The sequence below is a fragment of the Psychrobacter sp. NG25 genome, assembly GCF_015234355.1.
Taxonomy (GTDB): Bacteria; Pseudomonadota; Gammaproteobacteria; order Pseudomonadales; family Moraxellaceae; genus Psychrobacter.
In genome coordinates, this window is record NZ_JADGMV010000004.1 from 119,590 (window position 1) to 138,357 (window position 18,768).

An 18,768-nucleotide genomic window follows, 5' to 3' on the forward strand; every position below is an offset into this window, starting at 1 on the left:
ATATGGGGTCGATTACGACAGTTAACAACGATAATTCATAAACATGCTAGTCTAAGCGCTCATTTATCGCTATCATTACCTAGTATTTTACCGTTATACCGAGCCGTTTTATGGAAAACTCAGCGCAGTCAGCCAGATTGCCACACTTACATGAGTCAGAGCTGTTTCACGCTATCAAAAACCCTGCCTTTAGGCGTATCGGATTGATGGGCCGTGCAGGCAAGCGTAGTGTCACACAAAGCCTCGTGCAGATTGCCCAAACGATCAATGATATGAATCTCACATTGATTATGGATGTGAAGACGGCCAACTTACCCACATTGAATCTCACTGAGATTGAAAAAGTTAAAATCGTTAAACGCAGTCTAATCGGTGAAATTTGCGACTTAGTCATCGTTGTTGGTGGGGACGGGTCTATATTGCATGCTGCCGAAGCTTTGGCACGTTACCGTGTTCCTGTGCTAGGCGTTAACCGTGGTCGGCTTGGGTTTTTAGCAGATGTAAAGCCTGATGAGGCGGCGTTTAAGCTACGCCAAGTCTTGATGGGTGATTACCAGCTAGATCATCGGTTTCTGTTGACCATGGAGATACGAGAAGGTCGTAAGATTATCCACGAAGACATGGCACTCAACGACATCGTATTACATGCTGGAAAGTCAGTACACATGATTGATTTTCAGATGAAAATTGACGAGCATGATGTTTATAGACAGCATAGCGATGGCTTGATAGCTGCCACACCGACTGGGTCTACCGCTTACGCATTGTCAGGCGGTGGCCCTATCATTCATCCAAGTATGGATGCCATCTGTCTGGTACCTATGCACCCGCATACGCTATCTAGCAGGCCTATCGTAGTGAGTGGTAACAGTGAGGTGTGTATTCGTATTCACGAAGACAATCGCACGCAGCCGATGGTCAGTGCAGACGGTAAGCCGAGTGTGCCACTTGAGCAAGAGCAGCGGCTCTATATTCGCAAGCACCCTGATAAGTTAACACTGTTGCATCCACCAGGGTTTGACTTTTATGAAGCCTGTCGTACAAAGTTGCACTGGAACGTCCATGCTGAAGAATTCAGTCTGGATGTCGATGATGATATTATGGATGATGACGAATAACTTTATCCGTTATATAAAAACGTTAGATAGAATATGCTATAAAAAAATAGTAGTGGAGAGTAGATAAGATGGATAAGCAAACGATATTGGCAAGTTTGACGCCAGAAGTGGCTGATAAATTTCGTATGGCGATTGAGATAGGTAAGTGGCCTGATGGCCGTAAGCTAACCGCTGAACAGCGTGAAACTTGCATGCAAGCCATCATGGTTTGGGAGCATGAGCACCTACCACCTGCTGAGCGTACTGGCTACATCCATAAACCAGTAAAAGACGATGGGTCTGTCGTTGGGGCAGAATGTGATGTTGAGCATGAGCATCATTATCCCAATATGCCGAATCCTAAAGGGGCTGTGCAACCCGTCAAGTTTCGTGATAAATAAAGACCTATTATCGATGTAAGCCACAATAAAAAAGCCACGCTATATATAGTGTGGCTTTTTTATTGCTTGATGGTTTATTAAAGTGCAGTCGTATCGACACTAGGGCGTACTGTTAGTGGGTTTTTTTGCATCAAAAACCCTTGCCAACCCCAATGTAAAAAATTACGAATATTGGCATGATCGGTACCATTAGGGGTTGCTTGAACTTTGGCATAATGTTCACCGAATAGTTTTAGCGTGTCTAATTGATCAAGACCATGGAGCTTAGCAAAGCCAAAAATCTTTGCACTGCCTTCGTTTTCACCAGCTGCATTATGTACCATGCCATTAACAAAAGGGGCAGGTGCATAACGATAAAAATCATCAATAAAACTGATGACATCATTGAATCCAATGGCTTTTTTATTCAAACCATTAAGTAGAGCCGATATGTCTGATTGGCGAATACTCATAAATAAATGACCTCAGAGCAGATTAGAAAAGTGAAATATATCGATTAGCGATTAAAATAGTCTTCATCATCGAAAGAAGGCGCAAAACTGCCTTGCTCAAGATGTTGCATTTGCGACTGTACAGAACGCTCATGCTGAATACGTTGGTAAATCTCTTCGCGGTGTACGGCAATATCTTTAGGTGCATTTACACCGATACGTACTTGATTGCCTTTGACACCTAGGACAGTCACACTGACCTCATCACCAATCATTAGCGTTTCGCCCACGCGGCGTGTCAAAATTAACATGCGTCACACTCCTTATGTCGCATCAACAAATTATTACTCATTAGATTACTTCTCAATTGCAGGACATCACCGCAGTATTAAACATACTATATATCAGCATAACTAAAATAATTAACGTAGTGCCAAGGGCGGTGATGATAGGTAGATTCATTTAGCCCAAATGAAAGCCTATTATAGGGGGCATGGCAGAGACTGTCACGAGTTTTCACAAAACTATTAGGTAACTACTAACATCAGCAATAATAAAAAATAAAAATAGGATCTCAAGAGACCCTATTTAATTGAACGTATTATTGACTGTTATTAGTAACCCATGAGTGATAACTGTGTTAGCCAAATCTATTATCGTTAATTAAAATAATAGTCCAGCCACCATAAAGAACACATCAGGATTATAAGCGGCTATTATAGCCCAGCGATTTTACTTTCGCCATCTTCGCGATCCAAACCAAATGCGGTATGTAATGATTTAACCGCTTTTTCTAAATGTTGATCTTGAATCAGTACAGATACTTTGATTTCGCTGGTCGATATCATTTGGATATTGATGTTGTTTTCAGCGAGCGTCTGGAACATAAGACTAGCGACACCGGCGTGCGAGCGCATGCCAACACCCACTAGTGAGACTTTCACAACTTCACTGTTACCTAAGACTTCTTTTGCACCAATCTCGTCTTTAACTTCTTCATTCAGCACTTTCATGGTTTTGTCTAAGTCAGAGCGATTGACAGTAAAAGTAAAGTCGGTTGTGCCATTGGTCGAAAGGTTTTGTACGATCATATCGATTTCGATATTGGCGCGTCCAATCGGACTCAAGATAGCAGAGGCAATACCAGGGTGATCAGGTACACCGCGTACTACAATTTTTGCTTCGTCTCGGTTAAAGGCGATACCTGAGATGATTGCCTGTTCCATACTATCTCCTTCGTCTATCGTAATTAAGGTGCCGACATTGTCTTGAAATTCTTGGTCAAAGCTACCGTCTGTATTTTCATCAAAGCTAGATAGTACACGTAAAGGTACACCATATTTACCAGCGAACTCTACTGAACGAATCTGTAGAATTTTAGAGCCAAGACTTGCCATCTCAAGCATTTCTTCAAAGGTAATTTTCTCAAGCTTTTTGGCTTTTGAGGTGACGCGAGGGTCAGTAGTGTAGACGCCATCAACATCGGTATAGATTTGACATTCATCGGCGCCCAAAGCTGCCGCAATAGCGACACCAGTAGTATCAGAGCCACCGCGCCCTAATGTGGTCGCGTTGCCTTCTTCATCAATACCTTGGAAGCCTGCGACGATGACAATATTGCCAGCATCTAATTGCTCACGAATATTTTTATCATCGATGCTTTCGATACGGGCTTTGTTGTGGGCGCTATCCGTCTTAATTGCGACTTGACGGCCAGTAAATGAACGCGCACCAATACCAAGCTCTTTAATCGCCATCGCGAGCAATGAGATAGAGACCTGCTCACCTGTTGAGACCATTTGATCGTATTCACGAGGATCAGGCTGAGTGCTAATTTGGCGAGCCAGATCAATCAAACGGTTGGTTTCGCCGCTCATGGCAGAGACCACAACGACCACTTGATGACCGTTGTCATGCCAGCGTTTGACTCGTTTGGCGACGTTTTTGATGCGGTCGATACTGCCCATCGAGGTGCCGCCGTATTTCTGTACTATTAACGCCATAAAAATCTACCTATTATTCATTAATGGCCTTTTGTTATCATCAATGAGAGCCAATGTCGCCATGTGACGCTCAATCGATGTTTGCATAGACAAAGCCGTATTATAAGAGTTGCGCCCTATGCCTTTCATTTATTCAATGGTGCTTGTATTCCATGGTACTTATATTTAATGGTACTTAGCAGTTAATGAATGAACAAACAATATGTCCAAACGTTGACCTTTATATCATATCTATGCCACCACGTTAAGTGCTAGTGCGGCTTAGATGTATGGCGATTGGTTATAATGGTTATAACCAATCACGTATTGTACACTTGAGGATGCAGCGTTTTGCTCAGTTGGCTCTCTACTATCTAGCCAAGCTGGTCTGCAATCCAAGCAGGTAGGGCATCGATGACTGCTGTACTGTTGCCAGATTTTGGTGCGCCGCCTTGTGCATAGTCAGGCTTACCGCCACCTTTGCCACCTAGCTCACCCGCTAAGTGACGAATGATATCACCCGCTTTTACTTTGGCTATGACAGACTTCGCAACACTGGCTGCTAGGGCTAGCTGATCGTCTTTGTCACCCACCAATACAATCACGCTATCTGGAAGTTTCGATTTGATATCGTCCATTAGCGTACGGATTGACTTACCATCGACACCGCTTAACATGCTGATAAGTACTGGCGTACCTGCGATAGTCTGCACGTCATCGAGTAAGTTGGCTGCTTGGGCACTAGCGATTTTTTGTTGCAAGCGCTCTAGTTGTTTTTCTAGATCGCGTTGCTTATCTGCCATGGTGCGGACACGCTGTGCAACTTCAGGGCGTTTTACTTTAAGCTGACTGGCAAGCTCGCTTAATTGTTGCTCGCTTTGCTGAATGTTTTTGACTGCATTCATACCAGTAACGGCTTCAATACGGCGAATACCAGCAGCAATGCCTGACTCGCTCGTGATTTTCAACAGGCCAATATCACCAGTACGCTGTACATGCAAACCGCCACACAGCTCGATAGAGAAGGGCTTGCGTTGACCATCTACGATACTGTCTGTACCCATGGTAAGCACGCGAACCTCACTGCCGTATTTTTCACCAAACAGCGCCATTGCACCGTTTTTCATGGCTTCATCAATCGACATGTTCTCGATACGGGCAGGGGTATTGGCTTGGATTTGCTCATTGACGAGACGTTCGATACGGCTGATTTCAGCAATGCTAACGGGTCTGTCATAAGAGAAATCAAAACGTAATACTTCGCTTGATACTAGTGAGCCTTTTTGCGTAACCTCATCACCCAATACTTCTCTTAGCGCTGCATGTAACAGGTGAGTAGCCGAGTGGTTTTTGGCACTGGCTGCACGGATGCTAGAGAGTACTTGTGCATCAGCCACTTGCTTAACATTAATCTCACCCATGGTGACAACACCATAGTGAATAATGGCTTGACCAGATTTTTTGGTATCTTGAACTTCAAAGACACCAGATGCGGTACGAATTTCGCCCAGCTCACCAACCTGACCACCACCTTCGGCATAAAATGGGGTACGGTCAAGTACAACAACACCTTCCATACCTTCATTCAAGCTGTCTGCCGAATTGCCGTCTTGATAAAGCGCGTCAATCGTCACGCCGTCTTCTTCAAGTTGCTCATAACCAATAAAGGTCGTCGGCGTTTCTACTTGAATGACGCTGCTATAATCGACGTCGAATTTACCGGCATCACGCGCACGCTCACGTTGTGCTTGCATGTGCTCATCGAACTCAGCCTCATTGATAACAATACCGCGCTCACGAGTGATGTCAGCGGTCAAATCAAGCGGGAAGCCATAAGTGTCATACAGCTTAAAGGCTGCCTCACCAGAGAGAGTGTCACCATCTTGCAATCCTTCAAGTTCGCTGGCAAGCAAACGCAACCCTTGCGCTAGTGTCTTAGCAAACTGTGTTTCTTCTTTTTGAATGGCATTTTCAATAGCGCTTTGCTTATCTTTTAGCTCAGGATAGGCGTGGCCCATTTCGGCAACCAATGGTGCGACCATCTTATAGAAAAAGTCACCATCTGCACCCAGCTTGTTACCATGGCGCACCGCACGACGGATCACACGGCGTAGCACATAGCCACGGCCTTCATTGCTTGGTGTGACACCATCAGCAATCAAAAAGGCAACGGCACGAATGTGATCGGCGATGACTTTCAATGATGATTGCTGTTCATTGTTAATTTCTAAAATCTCAGCTGCCGCATCCATCAAATGGATAAACAAATCGATCTCGTAGTTGCCATGGACGCCTTGCATGATGGCACTAATACGCTCAAGACCCATACCTGTATCTACGCTAGGTGCTGGTAGTGGCAGTAACGTACCGTCTTTTTGACGGTTAAACTGCATAAATACGCAGTTCCAAATCTCGATATAGCGGTCACCATCTTCTTCAGGTGTGCCCGGTAGGCCGCCTTCGATATCGGCACCATGATCATAGAATACTTCGGTACAAGGACCACAAGGACCAGTGTCACCCATCGTCCAAAAGTTATCTGACGCGTACGGGGCACCTTTGTTATCACCAATACGAATGATGCGATCACTTGGAATACCGATGTTCTTGTTCCAAATCTCAAAAGCTTCATCGTCGGTTTCATAAATGGTGACATACAGACGGTCTTTATCAATCGCTAACCAGTCGCTTGATGTCAAAAACTCCCAAATGTACTCAATACCGGCTTGTTTAAAGTAATCTCCAAACGAGAAGTTGCCTAACATTTCAAAGAACGTATGATGACGTGCGGTATAGCCGACGTTATCTAAATCGTTGTGTTTACCGCCAGCACGTACGCACTTTTGCGAGGACACAGCACGTGTATAGTCACGTGGTTCCATGCCCAAAAACGTCTCTTTAAACTGATTCATACCAGCATTGGTGAATAGCAATGTCGGATCGTTATGCGGAATCAGACTAGATGATGGGACTGTAGTGTGCTGCTTGCTTATGAAAAAATCGATAAAGGCTTGGCGAATATCGGCTGAGCGAAATGGCTGGCTCACAGCGGCTCCTTACTGACGGATAGAATTGAGTAGATTAAGTAAAATAATTTTGCAAGCGATTTTAGCACAAACGCCCAAGCTCTTGGTACAAGAGTTACAACTGCAAGGTTATTCTGTGCATATATAGGCAATACTATATCAGCCAGATAGCGTGTCAGGATTGTTAATTCTGCTATTGGTAGTGCTTTCACTTGCGTTCATGATTGTATTAAAATTATCTTGAGCTGACTATAGCCAGTATTTTAAAGCATGAAAAAATGCTGGCCTGAAAACGAATTAGTTGGTCAAAATTGCTGCATCAGTTTCATCCAATTTATCTTGTATGAGTGGATTGGATTCAATTACTTGTACTGGTAAGTAGCGCAGTTGTAGTTTAATGGGTAAGTATTTGGGAAAGTTTGTTGCCATATCTTGGGTAATTGCTAATTCAATTTGACGGACATCGTATGAGCTAGGTGTTGTTTCCCCGCGAATGACAGCACGTACGACTTGATTTTCATCAACGGTGTCGAATTGGGTGTTGGTTAACACGTTGCCCTTATCAATGAAGTAACTATTGATGGTTTCTTTGACATTACTCTCAAATACTTGCTGCTTGGCATTGGTCTGTAGATTGATGGTTAAATAAGTACCCAAGCCACCTAACAATAATAAAGTCACGGCATTACGTCGCAAAAAAGTTAAGTAGGTGTTTGATTTATAATCGTCATCAACCAAGCGGCGGAACCCTAGCAGCCAAAGTACTAAGGCATTGGTAAATTGAATGGCAATAATGTTGGTGATGGCTAATAAAAATGCACCGAGTCCGAGCTGTAGCTCACCATTAGCAAATAAAATACCACTAGCAGCCAGTGGTGGCACCAGTGCTGTGGCAACGGCTACGCCCACAACGGCAACCGAGAGGTGCGGCGAAACCATCGCATAAGCACCAGCAGTACCACCTGCCAGAGCAATCATTAAATCCATAGATGTTGGCTGAGTACGCGATAGTATCTCTGCTGTTAAAGGCTGGTCTTTGTGTAGCCACCCCACGATAAAGCCAACCAATATTACCAATGACACACCGATGAACATGGTGATGAGGGATCTGCGCAGTAGCGGCATACGGTGGTCAATAATGGCTAATGCGACACCAGTAATGGGTCCTAGCATCATGGCAACTAGCATGGCGCCAATGACAACGGCTGCTGAATTGGTCACCAGTCCATAACTGGCGATAATGGCAGACAGTATGTTCATGATGAAATACATTTTGCTCGGCAGTGCGTTTGCTTCAATCCTGACACGTACTTCTGGATAATCTACCTTTTGATTGCTAAATTGTTCAGCAACAAACTGCTTATAAGACTCAAGTTTGGCTTCCTTTTGTTCTTTAACTTCCTCCTCTTGAGCTTCTTGATCGTTAGCTTCATCTTTGATAGCGTCTTTTACAGTATGCTCTATATTTTTCTGACCGTCTTGTTTTGTGCCAGTCTTATGCTTATTTGCAATAGCGTTTGTTGATTCGTTGACTGATTGCTCTGTATTCGTATTATTTTTTATCGAGCTATCTTCTATATCACTATCAGAAACCGTGACTTCAGCGTCGGCTTCCTCTTGAGAGGTTTGCTTAGTGCTGTCAGCATCATCCTGAATTTGCTTTGTCGCTTCAGGATTTTCTGAGTTGATATGTTCAACATCGGTATGGTTTGAATCTGGTTTAGTCTCTGATGTTAGGTCTTCAGTAGAGGATTGTATTTTATCTTCAGACGTTTCAGACTCTGACGTTGTGGTATTAGGTGTCTCTAATGTCGCAACTGCTACGTCTGGGCTGACTGACTCTATGATTACCTTTGCTTCAGGATTTTGTGTATCTGCCATGTCCTTATCGGATTCATTTTCATCATGATTCTCTAAATACTCTGAAGATTCAGCATTTTTTGAGGTACTGTCTGGCTCAGAGCTATCAGTCTCATTCGCGACCATAGCTTGTTCTTTTGTAAATTTAGTCATCACTAATGAGTCTTTGGTAGTACTCATGTTATTAGACGGTTTTTCTTCAGATGAGGTCATAGCAGGTAACTTTCTTAAAAAGTAAAAGAAAGTCGTTATTGTAATGATAAATAGAGGAAGGTGTATGAGTTTTTTGCGAACGAACAAAGAAGTTCAGTGTTAAATGATAGCAGTTGGAAAGTAATGCTTAGACTATGAGAATAAAACCTTAATATTAGCATGGCTTTTGTTATGAATCATCTGTTATGGCTACTCTGTGGGTCTATATTAAATACTTACTTTTAATGTGGGTTTAGTGTATAAAGGTACTATATCCACAATAAAAGTAAGGATTATCTTATGAACTGGCCATTATTTTCTGTCATTTATTCAATAGCAGCAACTGTTACCATTGGTGTGTTTATAGTTGCCACGCTAGTCACAGGTTTTAATGAGATATTGCATGTGCAAATAGCAGTCGCATTGGGAATTTTGGTATCTATCCCAGCAGGGTTATTCTTTACCAAAAAAGTGGGTAGTATTACTGGCAATGAGGAAGGGTATAAAGTGTAAGATATTTTCAGGATATTCAACCATCATTTATGTTCAGCCATAAAAAAGACCTTGATATATCAAGGTCTTTTTTGGTAACTATAATAGTGGAGCGTTATTGAAGTTCGACCACTGCGCCATTCTCAACGTTTGCATAAACCTCTAGTACATCCCAGTTGGTCAAACGAACACAACCTGCTGACCCTTGACGACTGATGCCTTCAGGTACTGGTGAACCATGTAAACCATAAGAAGGTTTAGACAATCCCATCCAAACGACACCTACTGGATTATTTGGTCCTGGTGCGATCATATGTACTTTCTTTTGAGCACCTTCGCCGACTGTTGACTTATACCAAGGCATTTTTACTTTATTGATGATCTTGAACGTACCTTTTGGTGATGGTGTAGCAGCACTACCGACAGTCGTCGGATAGGTAGCAACTAGTTTGTCACCATTGTATGCATACAGGGTTTGGTCTGCTTTGTTAGCAACAATACGGTTGATACGTTGGTTAAGCTCGCCACGGTTGTTCAATACGGTGATGGTTTCACCGACTTTGTATTCTTTGTTCTTGTTCAGCTTATCAAGGTAGCGTACGTCCATGTGGAAACGCTCGCCCAACATCTCTTTGATATCTTGATAATACAAACCTTTCATTTTTGACTTGGCTTCTGAACCAGAAGGAGTAGTCGCAAAGTTGGTATCAAGATCTGCTTTAGTCAGCGTATAGGTGACCAGTACGGGCTTATTAGCAGGAATGTTTTTGACTAAAGCGTCCCATGTTTTTTGGTCCATTTTACCGTTAGCAGTCAAACCTTTCATGGTTTGAAAGTTGATAAGGGCTTTTTTACTGTTCATACCCCATCCACCATCGATAGGACCAGGAGACGCATGGTTCCAATCCAGTAACGCCTGCATCTTGATAGTCATCGCTGAGTTGACTTTCATGTTTGGTGACCAGACAGAACTATTCACTTGCTTGGCATAGTTTGATAGGTTCAAGGTAGTGTGTCTTTTACCATCTTTGTCTTCGATATTTTTGATGGTAGGGTCATCACTAAAGTCTTGACGTTTTTCGTTCTCAGGCAATTCAAAAGAAAGTGGGTCAGATGAATCGATCGATGCCAGGTTGCTAGGAGCAGCAACCGCTTGACCTTCGCTTATATCGTCAGTACGGTCAGCCTGCTCATCTTTACGCATCAGCTCAGCTGCGCTCATATTATCAGGCGCCGCCGCTTTCGGTGCTTGTTTTGAATCGATTAGCTGCGTCATGTTGTCAGTCGCTGTACGACTGTCTAACGAGTTGCTGCGATTTTCTTGCACATTGAGGCTAACTTTTTTCGCAAGCGAATCCGCTGTACGTACTGGCAATGTGCGAGTCGTATCGGCAGTGGCAGCAATGGCACTAACGCTGACAGCAGCGATAGAAATAGCAGTAATAATAGGCTTTATTTTCATCATGTTGAATCACTTGTAGTTGGTACTAATGTGGCTATTATGCGCATAATTTGGATGCTTCGCAAACTTTAGACACATCTTTTTTCACTTAATGCTTGCCAAACGTCAACTGCTGACGTATTCACTACAGTTGGGTAATAACTGAGCGAGAGTTTATATAGGGTAATAGCTCATTATATGATTCAAGCCTCTTACATTTTTCATTATTTCCATAAACACAAAAATGCAAATATTGGCGCTACTTAGTGTTTATGTCTATAATGTATAATTAGAATATTAATTAATAGATCGGCTTTTATTAGAAGCGATTTAACCCACCCACATGTCGTCAACGAACATGTAATCAGCAAGGTATGATATGTCAGAAGACCAAACAATGAGCGCAGAAGAGTTTCAAAACCAGTACTTCAATGACGATAGTCTAGAAGATAATATGGCGTTTGATTTGGAGTCTGGGCTTCTCGGTGAGGACGATCAATTTGCCAATTTGCATGCAGAGCTAGAAGAAGCGCGAGAGCAGCTCGTCAGTATTCGCGATTTCATTCGTTTTTCAGTGACTCAACTACGCAATTATGATGTGGTTGTCGCCCAAGGTACTACCGATGAATTCGCAGAGGCATCTGCCATTGTATTACATTCATTGTCTCTAGATTGGTCAGCGAATGAGCAGATTCTTGACTGTCGCTTGACGACTTCAGAGAAGCAGTTGGTGTTAAGCCTGCTAGAAGAGCGCATCGCTGAACGTAAGCCACTCAGTTACTTGATTAACTTATCATACTTCTGTGACTTGCCTTTTTATGTCGATGAGCGTGTTTTGATTCCACGTTCACCGATAGCAGAATTGATACGTCAGCAGTTTCATCCTTACTTTGAGGTGAATGAATTGGCTAAGCCTCTGGGTACTAGCCCTAATGAGCAAGGCGTAGCGTTTTACGATCATGGCCTAGACGTCAAGCAACTGTCGCAGCCTGAGCGTATTTTGGATATGTGTACCGGTTCTGGCTGTATTGCTATTGCGCTTGCGACTCGTTTCGTCGATGCACTGGTTGATGCTGTCGATATCGATAAAGGTGCGTTAGAGGTGGCAATGGTCAACGTCGATCATCATGATCTTGGTCATCAAGTGAATGTGATTGAGTCAGATCTGTTTGCGAAGATACCTGCTGAAAACCAGTATGAGCTCATCGTGACTAACCCACCGTATGTCGATGCAGCTATCATGGCTGACTTGCCACCTGAGTTTTTATATGAGCCTGAGCATGCACTAGCTGCTGGTCAAGATGGACTAGACTTGGTACATCGTATCTTGTTTGAAGCGCCAGATTATCTGAGTCCAGAAGGTCTGCTAATCTGTGAAGTGGGCGATAGCGAATGGGCATTAAAACAAGCCTATCCTGAAATTCAGCTTGACTGGTTGAAATTTGCCCACGGTGGTCATGGTGTTTTTGCGATTACCTATGATGAGCTGATGACCCATCGTCAGTTATTTGCCTCTTATGTACAGCTGTTAGATAGCATTCAATAGTCAAATATGAATCTTGTTCAGGCGTTAGTTATCATAATAATCGGTAATTTTCGCCACAGTCACAAACGATGAATAAAATAAGCATAAGTTGCGTTTACTTATTTAAGGATAGATATGGCAGGCAATAGTATCGGACAGGTTTTCACTGTCACTACGTGTGGAGAGTCGCATGGCGCAGGCCTTATGGCTATCGTCGATGGCGTGCCACCCGGTTTGGTTTTGTCTGAAGAGGATTTGCAAGTAGATTTAGATCGTCGCAAACCAGGCACGTCTAAGTACTCGACTCAGCGCCGTGAATCTGATGAAGTTGAAATTATCTCTGGCGTGTTTGAAGGTAAAACGACCGGTACATCTATTGGCTTACTGATTCGTAATACCAATCAAAAATCTAAAGATTATAGCGAGATTAAAGATACTTTTCGTCCAGGTCATGCTGACTATACCTATAGTATGAAATATGGCTTTCGCGATTATCGTGGCGGTGGTCGTTCATCAGCACGTGAGACGGCGATGCGCGTTGCGGCTGGTGCTATTGCAAAGAAATATCTGCAAGACTGTCTAGGCGTGCAAGTCCGTGGTCATGTGACTCAGATTGGCAATGAATATAGTAACGTCACAGATGCTAGCCAAATTGATTGGGAATTCGTCAATAGTAATCCATTCTTTTGTGCTGACAAAGAAGCGGTGACTCGTTTTGAGTCATTAATTGACAACTTGCGCCGTGAAGGTACCAGTTGTGGTGCGCGTCTAGAGGTTATCGCAAGCGGTGTCCCTGTTGGACTTGGTGAGCCAGTGTTTGATCGATTAGATGCAGATATTGCTCATGCGATGATGAGCATCAATGCGGTAAAAGGCGTTGAAGTTGGTGATGGTATGGCAGTGGCTGGGCAGTTCGGTCACAGCTCTCGTGATGAGCTAACGCCAGACGGTTTCACTGCCAATCATGCTGGCGGTATATTGGGGGGTATCTCATCAGGGCAAGACATTCGTGTCAGTATTGCGCTCAAGCCAACGTCTAGTATTACCACCGCTGGCAAGAGTATCAACACGCAAGGTGAGTCGATCGATATGCTGACCAAGGGTCGTCATGATCCGTGTGTTGGTGTCCGTGCCACACCTATCGCAGAAGCCATGCTAGCGATTGTATTGCTTGATCATTACCTGCGTAATCGTGGTCAAAACGGCGATGTAAAGCAGCCAGTAGAGTCGATTACATAGCTTTAGTGTTAGTAGTAACACTAGCACCAGTACCAGTATTTTTATCGTAATGTGATTTAAAAAGCCCTGCGCTGGCTCTAACGATTTCTGATTAGAGTTAGCGCAGGGCTTTTTCATGGATGAGTATAAATTTCTTAAATTAGTGGGTTACTATCTGATGTAAAGTTGAATAAGTGCTTAAGCAGCTATTTGATAAGCATCAATTGCCACACACCGTTGATGGCGAAACACCAATAACACCTGCTGACTGGGAATAGCGAGCCAATGTCCAAATTCAATACTATCGATGCTTTGATTTGACAAAATCTGTGCGCAATGATGACGACTATGACCCAGTAAGCTTTTAATCAATTGACTTTCGATAAGCTTGTTATTAACAATATGGTTGGTAATAAGTGTGTGTTGCATCGTATTTCTATCCTTAATCTGTCTTACGAATTTGAATAACGCTATCGTAAGACAATGAGATAGAAAACCTGTGTAGGAATGATGGAAGTTTAATGAATTTTATTCGCGAGCTAAAGGCAGTGTGATACTAACCATCACACCAGAATGTGAGTATTTAATAACGCTACTTTCGCCATTTTTAGCATCTTCATTACGATGCACGTTGTCAATCGCAACATGACCTCCATGGTGTTCGATTACTTGCTTTACTAATGTCAGACCAAGGCCAGTGCCTTTTTTGAGAGTGTTGCCAGAGGTGCTAGGCTGTTCTGGTTTGGTTTCTGCGATTGAGTGTTTATCGAGTGGTGTCTCTGATGACTGGTTGGGCTGGCTGGCTGTGCTATAAGTGGCTTGGCTCTGATGCGATAAACTAAAATAGCGGTCGAAGGCTTTTTTCACGGCATAGTCAGGTAGTAATTTGCCATCGTTAAATATATCAATAGTCACTGTCTGCACTGTATTGTGAATATGAATATTGACCGTACTCTCAGCAAAGTGGATGGCGTTATCCAATACGTTTTGTAGCACTTGTACCAACCAGAACTGATCAGCAAAGACACTGGTATTTGCCAATATATTCGGCTGTAAATGTATGGTGTCAGTAAAGCGTGCATCATCGATATAGATGTCAATAGGTGCTAAAAGCTGCTGCTGCAATTTAGCGGCATTATTTTTTGCAAGGGTTTGTAGTAATGGTAATAGAGACGTTAGCTGTTGGTTTAGCTTAAAAGTTGGTTGCTCAATTTTGGCAAGTAACAGTAATCGATCAATTAACTGCTGCATTTTTATGCTTTGTTCACCGATAGTTTGGATCAGCATCTGCCGATCTTCAATGTCTAATGCGCTACTATCGAGACCATCGTCCTCTAACAGTTCACTGCTGGCACGAATGGCGGTCAATGGGCTTTTCAACTCATGGGTGAGGGTATGGACATAATCAGTCACATAAGAACGATTCTCCAATCTATGCTTCATGGATTCAATCGTATCTGTCAGGCTATTAAGCTCATGACCTAAGTAAAAATAGGGTTTTTTGGTATCCTCAGCCAGTGCACTGGTATATTGGGTAACCAAGGTAATGCTTTGCTTAAGCCACCAAGCTACCAGTCCTGCCAACATCAGGGCAGCGATGCTCATGAACAGCGCCGTGATGAGCATGCGATTGCGCGTATCATCCAAATAAGGCAATACGCTAGCGACAGGCTTACCGACGCTGACGATGCCAATCAGATTGCCAGCGGCGTCTTTTATAGGCTGCGCCACATACATAATAGTGCCATCGCGCTGATTGTGATCTCGCGTGGTACTTCTTGCGCCATATTGACCTTGTAGAGTCAAATAGACATCGTTCCAACGACTATAATCTTGCCCCTCATCGTTGTCAGGATAAGGCAGAGAGTCATATATAACCATGCCCGAACGGTCTGTGACATATATCCGAAAACTGCTATAGCTTTTATTTTTATATTCGGGCTCTCTGGTTTTGTTCGTCGCTGGCGTGCCAATGAATGCTGAATCCAGTCTTGCTTGATAAGCCTCCTCATATAGCTGCCCAGACGATAATGGCACCTGCAAGCTGACCGCAAGCAATTTACTGGTATCTAATAAGGTGTCTTCGATGACTTGCTGCGCTGTTGGTTTGACATAGCCAAATAGCTGAGTAAATACAACCACACCGCAAATGGTTAATACCAACGCAACGGCTAACCAAATTCTAAAAAATATACTCAGATTTAGCAGTCGTTTTGGCTCAGTCGTTTGCTGCGCGGTGCCAATAGGATGTAACTTTGCATACCAGTTACTTTGATTAGCATTAGCAGGATGATCAACGCTATTATTAGCGTGGTTATCAACGATATCATTCGCTTTATTGGTCATATTTTTATCAGTGTTGCTTGCAGTTATAGAAAGTCAGTACTAAGTAAAATATAGCTAAGCGGGACATAACGCATAGCCCAATCCACGGTGTGTATGGATGACATCGATGCTAGCATCTACGGTAGCCAGCTGCTTACGAATTGACTTGATATGGCTGTCTATCGTTCTCGCCAAGCGATGATCCGGATAGTCACTGACTGCATTTAACAGTTGCTCACGACTGAATACTTGATTGGGTGCTTGTAATAAGGTCAATAAGATTTTGCGCTCGGTATTGCTCAGCTCTAGCTTTTGCTCTTGCCACATCAATGAGTAATTGAGCGGTTGGTAATGCCAGATACCGGACTGACATTCAAACGTTAATGCTTGCCCAGTCATATTATTAGACGGGTTGTCATTGTCTATTGAGGTAGTAGGAGCGGATGACTGTTGAGACAGCAATTGCTCACGTCGCCAAATGGCTTTTAGGCGGGCGACCAACTCTCGCGGGCTAAAGGGTTTGGCACAGTAATCATCGCCGCCCATCTCCAAGCCCAAAATACGATCGACCTCATCACTACGTGCCGTCAAAAACACGATAGGAATGTCTTTTAAGGCATCGATATCAGGTGTATGGCGTATTTGTTGACACAAGCTGAGACCGTCACCATCTGGCAAGCCAACATCCAAAATAATGGCTGATAGATCGCTTGCGGCCTCACTATGTAGCATCGGCAGTACGCTACTGGCATTGTCCAACCATGTGATTTGCCAGCCTTCACGCTTGCAAGTGACCTTGAGCGACATTGCGATGGCGGGATCATCTTCTACCAGTAAAATATGAATCATGACGGTATACTTATTTTAGAAAAATGTGTAAAAAATGGCTGCTTGACGTGACGGTTAATAGATAATAATCGCACAGATACTGTCAGTGTCCACTCTGCTGAATAAAGTTTGTATTTGGAGCTATGGAAAGACTCCAAAGTTGTTGGGATTATCCTAGCATAAAAGTCCCAAGGCATTTTGTGAATGCTCGTCAAAAGCGATGAAAAATTGATGGAAAAAATGAGAGGCGAACTGTTTTCACGTTTCGTGGTGCTGATATGACAGTCGTTGATTAACTGAATGAGTCAAAGCAGACGTTGAACTAACCTTTGTATCAATACTCCAGCATACAAAAAAGCCAACCAAGTTGTGACTCAGTTGACCTTTTAGTTATTAGCAGGACTTGTTTATAAATGTTCAATACAGACTAGCTCAAACCTTTGCAGTTTGCGTAGTACGTAACGGTTGCGGGCCAGTCAGAAAAAATACCTTTTACTCCAACATCTTGCGCCAGTACATCTATATAAGTCATCATATCACCATCGTTATTAATGGCATTGCCTAAGTCAGTATAATACCAGTCACCACCTGCCGCTAGCGGCCCTGAGCGCTCAATTGACCAAGTAATAATATCCAAATTAAGTGCTTTGGCTTGTTTGGCATAAGCGGAAGGTATCATTTTACCTGTCTCGTCAGTGGTTACCAGTATCCACGGTGGTGGGGCAATGGTCTTAATGCCACGCGCTTTTATATTGGCTAGTGAGTGCTTCCACGTGCTGGGATCATTTTTATCAAAGGTTTTGCCAGTTGCGGTCTCATTGCTATCGTCAATTAAATATATAGCATTGGCACCAAAAGCAGGCTCGTTTTTAATCCAGTAATCCACATCTTCAATATTAAAGGACTGCGCAAACACGTCACTGGCAGCCACGCCTGCATTTTTATAAGTGTCAATCAGCTGTTGACGATAAGCATCTACGCTATAGCCGTTAAATGGCATAGTGACGGCTGGTGCTTTTAGCTCTGGCGTGTGTTTCATACCTAGGCTTTGAGCAAGCTTAATATGTTCTTTTAATGTGAGCACTTGACCATTTTGTGAATATAAATCAGTTCGCCATGCAGCCGTTGCATTCATATAATCATTGAGAGTGGTAGCTGTTTTATCCGCGGCATCCATTTTTCCTGTGAGGGTCTTGAACTCATTTGCGCTAATGTCTGATGTGCGACATTCAATGCTGTCAGCATTGGTCAGCACACCGTTGGCGTCGATAATTGGCGGTACGGTACACTGTTTGGCCAGCGAGGTCGCCAGAATATTAGTAGTGGTATGCAGGTCGTCTTGCGCATGGCGGCAGACCAGCTCGCCGTCATTGGTAAAAGCCACATCGCATTCTAAGATGCCTGCGCCCATTTGCGCTGAGGCGACATAGCTGTCATAAGTGTGTTCAGGTAATTGCAGCGGTGCACCGCGATGCGCGATAGAAAAGTTCGTTTTGCTAGGCGTTTGCGCACTACAAGCCATCAGCTCGTCTTTTAATGGTCCTGCATCCATGTCATTGACCAAGTAGAATGGCCGCACACCATATGTATAGGCTTGAGGTTTGGCATGCGGGTTTTTTGGTAGTTGTTTTAGTGATGGCTTAATGGTTTGGTTGGATGTTTGAGTCAATGTGGTATTGCGTATATCGTCTGCGGCCATTGATAGAGTGCAAGTGGCCCCTAGTGCTATGGCTATACTGACCATCTTAACGGTTTTAAATGGCGTTTTTTTGAGTTGATTGAGCGTCGCCACTGAATTATCTAACATTGTCATGTAAACTGTCCCTACAAAAAGTGAAAAATAATAAGTACAATATTGCTGTCATTTATCCATCCCTTACGTTACCTGATAATTTTTAAAAGATAATGACAGGCGAGTGATTGTTACAAAAATATTTCGCTTCCAATTCT

14 protein-coding genes and 1 pseudogene are annotated in these 18,768 nt (G+C 43.3%); 5 read left to right on the forward strand and 10 right to left on the reverse strand.

Annotated features, from left to right (window positions below; translation table 11 throughout):
- Window positions 1-110 precede the first annotated feature (110 nt).
- On the forward strand, window positions 111-1,118 hold the full coding sequence (locus tag IPZ60_RS07595) for an NAD(+) kinase (RefSeq protein ID WP_181416247.1): 1,008 nt from the start codon (window positions 111-113) through the stop codon (window positions 1,116-1,118).
- Window positions 1,119-1,186: 68 nt separating this feature from the next.
- Window positions 1,187-1,498: a YeaC family protein gene (locus IPZ60_RS07600; protein WP_110922645.1), complete on the forward strand. Its 312-nt coding sequence runs from the start codon at window positions 1,187-1,189 to the stop codon at window positions 1,496-1,498.
- A 77-nt stretch (window positions 1,499-1,575) separates the two neighbouring features.
- On the opposite strand, the gene IPZ60_RS07605 is transcribed toward IPZ60_RS07600, so the two are convergent.
- From IPZ60_RS07605 to IPZ60_RS07625, 5 genes and pseudogenes are all read right to left on the reverse strand, one after another.
- Complete coding sequence (locus IPZ60_RS07605) at window positions 1,576-1,950, reverse strand: HopJ type III effector protein (protein ID WP_110922646.1); 375 nt, start codon at window positions 1,948-1,950, stop codon at window positions 1,576-1,578.
- Between the two features lie 122 nt (window positions 1,951-2,072).
- Window positions 2,073-2,240: pseudogene (gene csrA, locus IPZ60_RS07610) on the reverse strand (carbon storage regulator CsrA); the annotation flags it as partial.
- A gap of 405 nt (window positions 2,241-2,645) precedes the next feature.
- Complete coding sequence (locus IPZ60_RS07615; protein ID WP_110922647.1) at window positions 2,646-3,932, reverse strand: aspartate kinase; 1,287 nt, start codon at window positions 3,930-3,932, stop codon at window positions 2,646-2,648.
- Between the two features lie 353 nt (window positions 3,933-4,285).
- Window positions 4,286-6,958: an alanine--tRNA ligase gene (gene alaS, locus IPZ60_RS07620; protein WP_194197223.1), complete on the reverse strand. Its 2,673-nt coding sequence runs from the start codon at window positions 6,956-6,958 to the stop codon at window positions 4,286-4,288.
- 276 nt (window positions 6,959-7,234) lie between these two features.
- A complete protein-coding gene (locus IPZ60_RS07625) occupies window positions 7,235-9,010 on the reverse strand; it encodes a TIGR00341 family protein (RefSeq protein ID WP_227669278.1) in 1,776 nt (591 codons plus the stop codon).
- 279 nt (window positions 9,011-9,289) lie between these two features.
- Between IPZ60_RS07625 and IPZ60_RS07630 the strand changes: the two genes are divergently transcribed.
- Window positions 9,290-9,502, forward strand: coding sequence for a hypothetical protein (locus IPZ60_RS07630; protein WP_110922650.1), 213 nt, complete (start codon window positions 9,290-9,292; stop codon window positions 9,500-9,502).
- Between the two features lie 94 nt (window positions 9,503-9,596).
- Here IPZ60_RS07630 and IPZ60_RS07635 read toward each other — a convergent pair whose 3' ends face one another.
- Window positions 9,597-10,946, reverse strand: coding sequence for a L,D-transpeptidase family protein (locus tag IPZ60_RS07635; RefSeq protein WP_194197224.1), 1,350 nt, complete (start codon window positions 10,944-10,946; stop codon window positions 9,597-9,599).
- Between the two features lie 355 nt (window positions 10,947-11,301).
- Between IPZ60_RS07635 and prmB the strand changes: the two genes are divergently transcribed.
- A complete protein-coding gene (prmB, locus tag IPZ60_RS07640) occupies window positions 11,302-12,468 on the forward strand; it encodes a 50S ribosomal protein L3 N(5)-glutamine methyltransferase (protein WP_194197225.1) in 1,167 nt (388 codons plus the stop codon).
- Between the two features lie 114 nt (window positions 12,469-12,582).
- Window positions 12,583-13,686 carry a chorismate synthase gene (gene aroC, locus IPZ60_RS07645; RefSeq protein WP_194197226.1) on the forward strand — a complete coding sequence of 368 codons (1,104 nt, stop codon included), beginning with the start codon at window positions 12,583-12,585 and terminating at the stop codon, window positions 13,684-13,686.
- Between the two features lie 177 nt (window positions 13,687-13,863).
- Here aroC and IPZ60_RS07650 read toward each other — a convergent pair whose 3' ends face one another.
- The 4 genes from IPZ60_RS07650 to IPZ60_RS07665 form a co-directional block, all read right to left on the reverse strand.
- The gene (locus IPZ60_RS07650; RefSeq protein ID WP_194197227.1) at window positions 13,864-14,094 is read right to left on the reverse strand and encodes a hypothetical protein; all 231 of its coding nucleotides are present in this window, start codon (window positions 14,092-14,094) and stop codon (window positions 13,864-13,866) included.
- 99 nt (window positions 14,095-14,193) lie between these two features.
- On the reverse strand, window positions 14,194-16,011 hold the full coding sequence (gene creC / locus IPZ60_RS07655; RefSeq protein WP_194197228.1) for a two-component system sensor histidine kinase CreC: 1,818 nt from the start codon (window positions 16,009-16,011) through the stop codon (window positions 14,194-14,196).
- 54 nt (window positions 16,012-16,065) lie between these two features.
- Complete coding sequence (locus IPZ60_RS07660; protein ID WP_194197229.1) at window positions 16,066-16,839, reverse strand: response regulator; 774 nt, start codon at window positions 16,837-16,839, stop codon at window positions 16,066-16,068.
- A 406-nt stretch (window positions 16,840-17,245) separates the two neighbouring features.
- The gene (locus IPZ60_RS07665) at window positions 17,246-18,631 is read right to left on the reverse strand and encodes a glycerophosphodiester phosphodiesterase family protein (protein WP_194197230.1); all 1,386 of its coding nucleotides are present in this window, start codon (window positions 18,629-18,631) and stop codon (window positions 17,246-17,248) included.
- Window positions 18,632-18,768 lie beyond the last annotated feature (137 nt).

Bases quoted from the DNA above. Each gene is read 5' to 3' on its own strand.
- IPZ60_RS07595 (WP_181416247.1), top strand. From the start codon at position 111: ATGGAAAACTCAGCGCAGTCAGCCAGATTGCCACACTTACATGAGTCA.
- IPZ60_RS07600 (WP_110922645.1), top strand. From the start codon at position 1,187: ATGGATAAGCAAACGATATTGGCAAGTTTGACGCCAGAAGTGGCTGAT.
- IPZ60_RS07605 (WP_110922646.1), bottom strand. From the start codon at position 1,950: ATGAGTATTCGCCAATCAGACATATCGGCTCTACTTAATGGTTTGAAT.
- IPZ60_RS07615 (WP_110922647.1), bottom strand. From the start codon at position 3,932: ATGGCGTTAATAGTACAGAAATACGGCGGCACCTCGATGGGCAGTATC.
- IPZ60_RS07625 (WP_227669278.1), bottom strand. From the start codon at position 9,010: ATGACCTCATCTGAAGAAAAACCGTCTAATAACATGAGTACTACCAAA.
- IPZ60_RS07630 (WP_110922650.1), top strand. From the start codon at position 9,290: ATGAACTGGCCATTATTTTCTGTCATTTATTCAATAGCAGCAACTGTT.
- IPZ60_RS07635 (WP_194197224.1), bottom strand. From the start codon at position 10,946: ATGATGAAAATAAAGCCTATTATTACTGCTATTTCTATCGCTGCTGTC.
- prmB (WP_194197225.1), top strand. From the start codon at position 11,302: ATGTCAGAAGACCAAACAATGAGCGCAGAAGAGTTTCAAAACCAGTAC.
- aroC (WP_194197226.1), top strand. From the start codon at position 12,583: ATGGCAGGCAATAGTATCGGACAGGTTTTCACTGTCACTACGTGTGGA.
- IPZ60_RS07650 (WP_194197227.1), bottom strand. From the start codon at position 14,094: ATGCAACACACACTTATTACCAACCATATTGTTAATAACAAGCTTATC.
- creC (WP_194197228.1), bottom strand. From the start codon at position 16,011: ATGACCAATAAAGCGAATGATATCGTTGATAACCACGCTAATAATAGC.
- IPZ60_RS07660 (WP_194197229.1), bottom strand. From the start codon at position 16,839: ATGATTCATATTTTACTGGTAGAAGATGATCCCGCCATCGCAATGTCG.
- IPZ60_RS07665 (WP_194197230.1), bottom strand. From the start codon at position 18,631: ATGACAATGTTAGATAATTCAGTGGCGACGCTCAATCAACTCAAAAAA.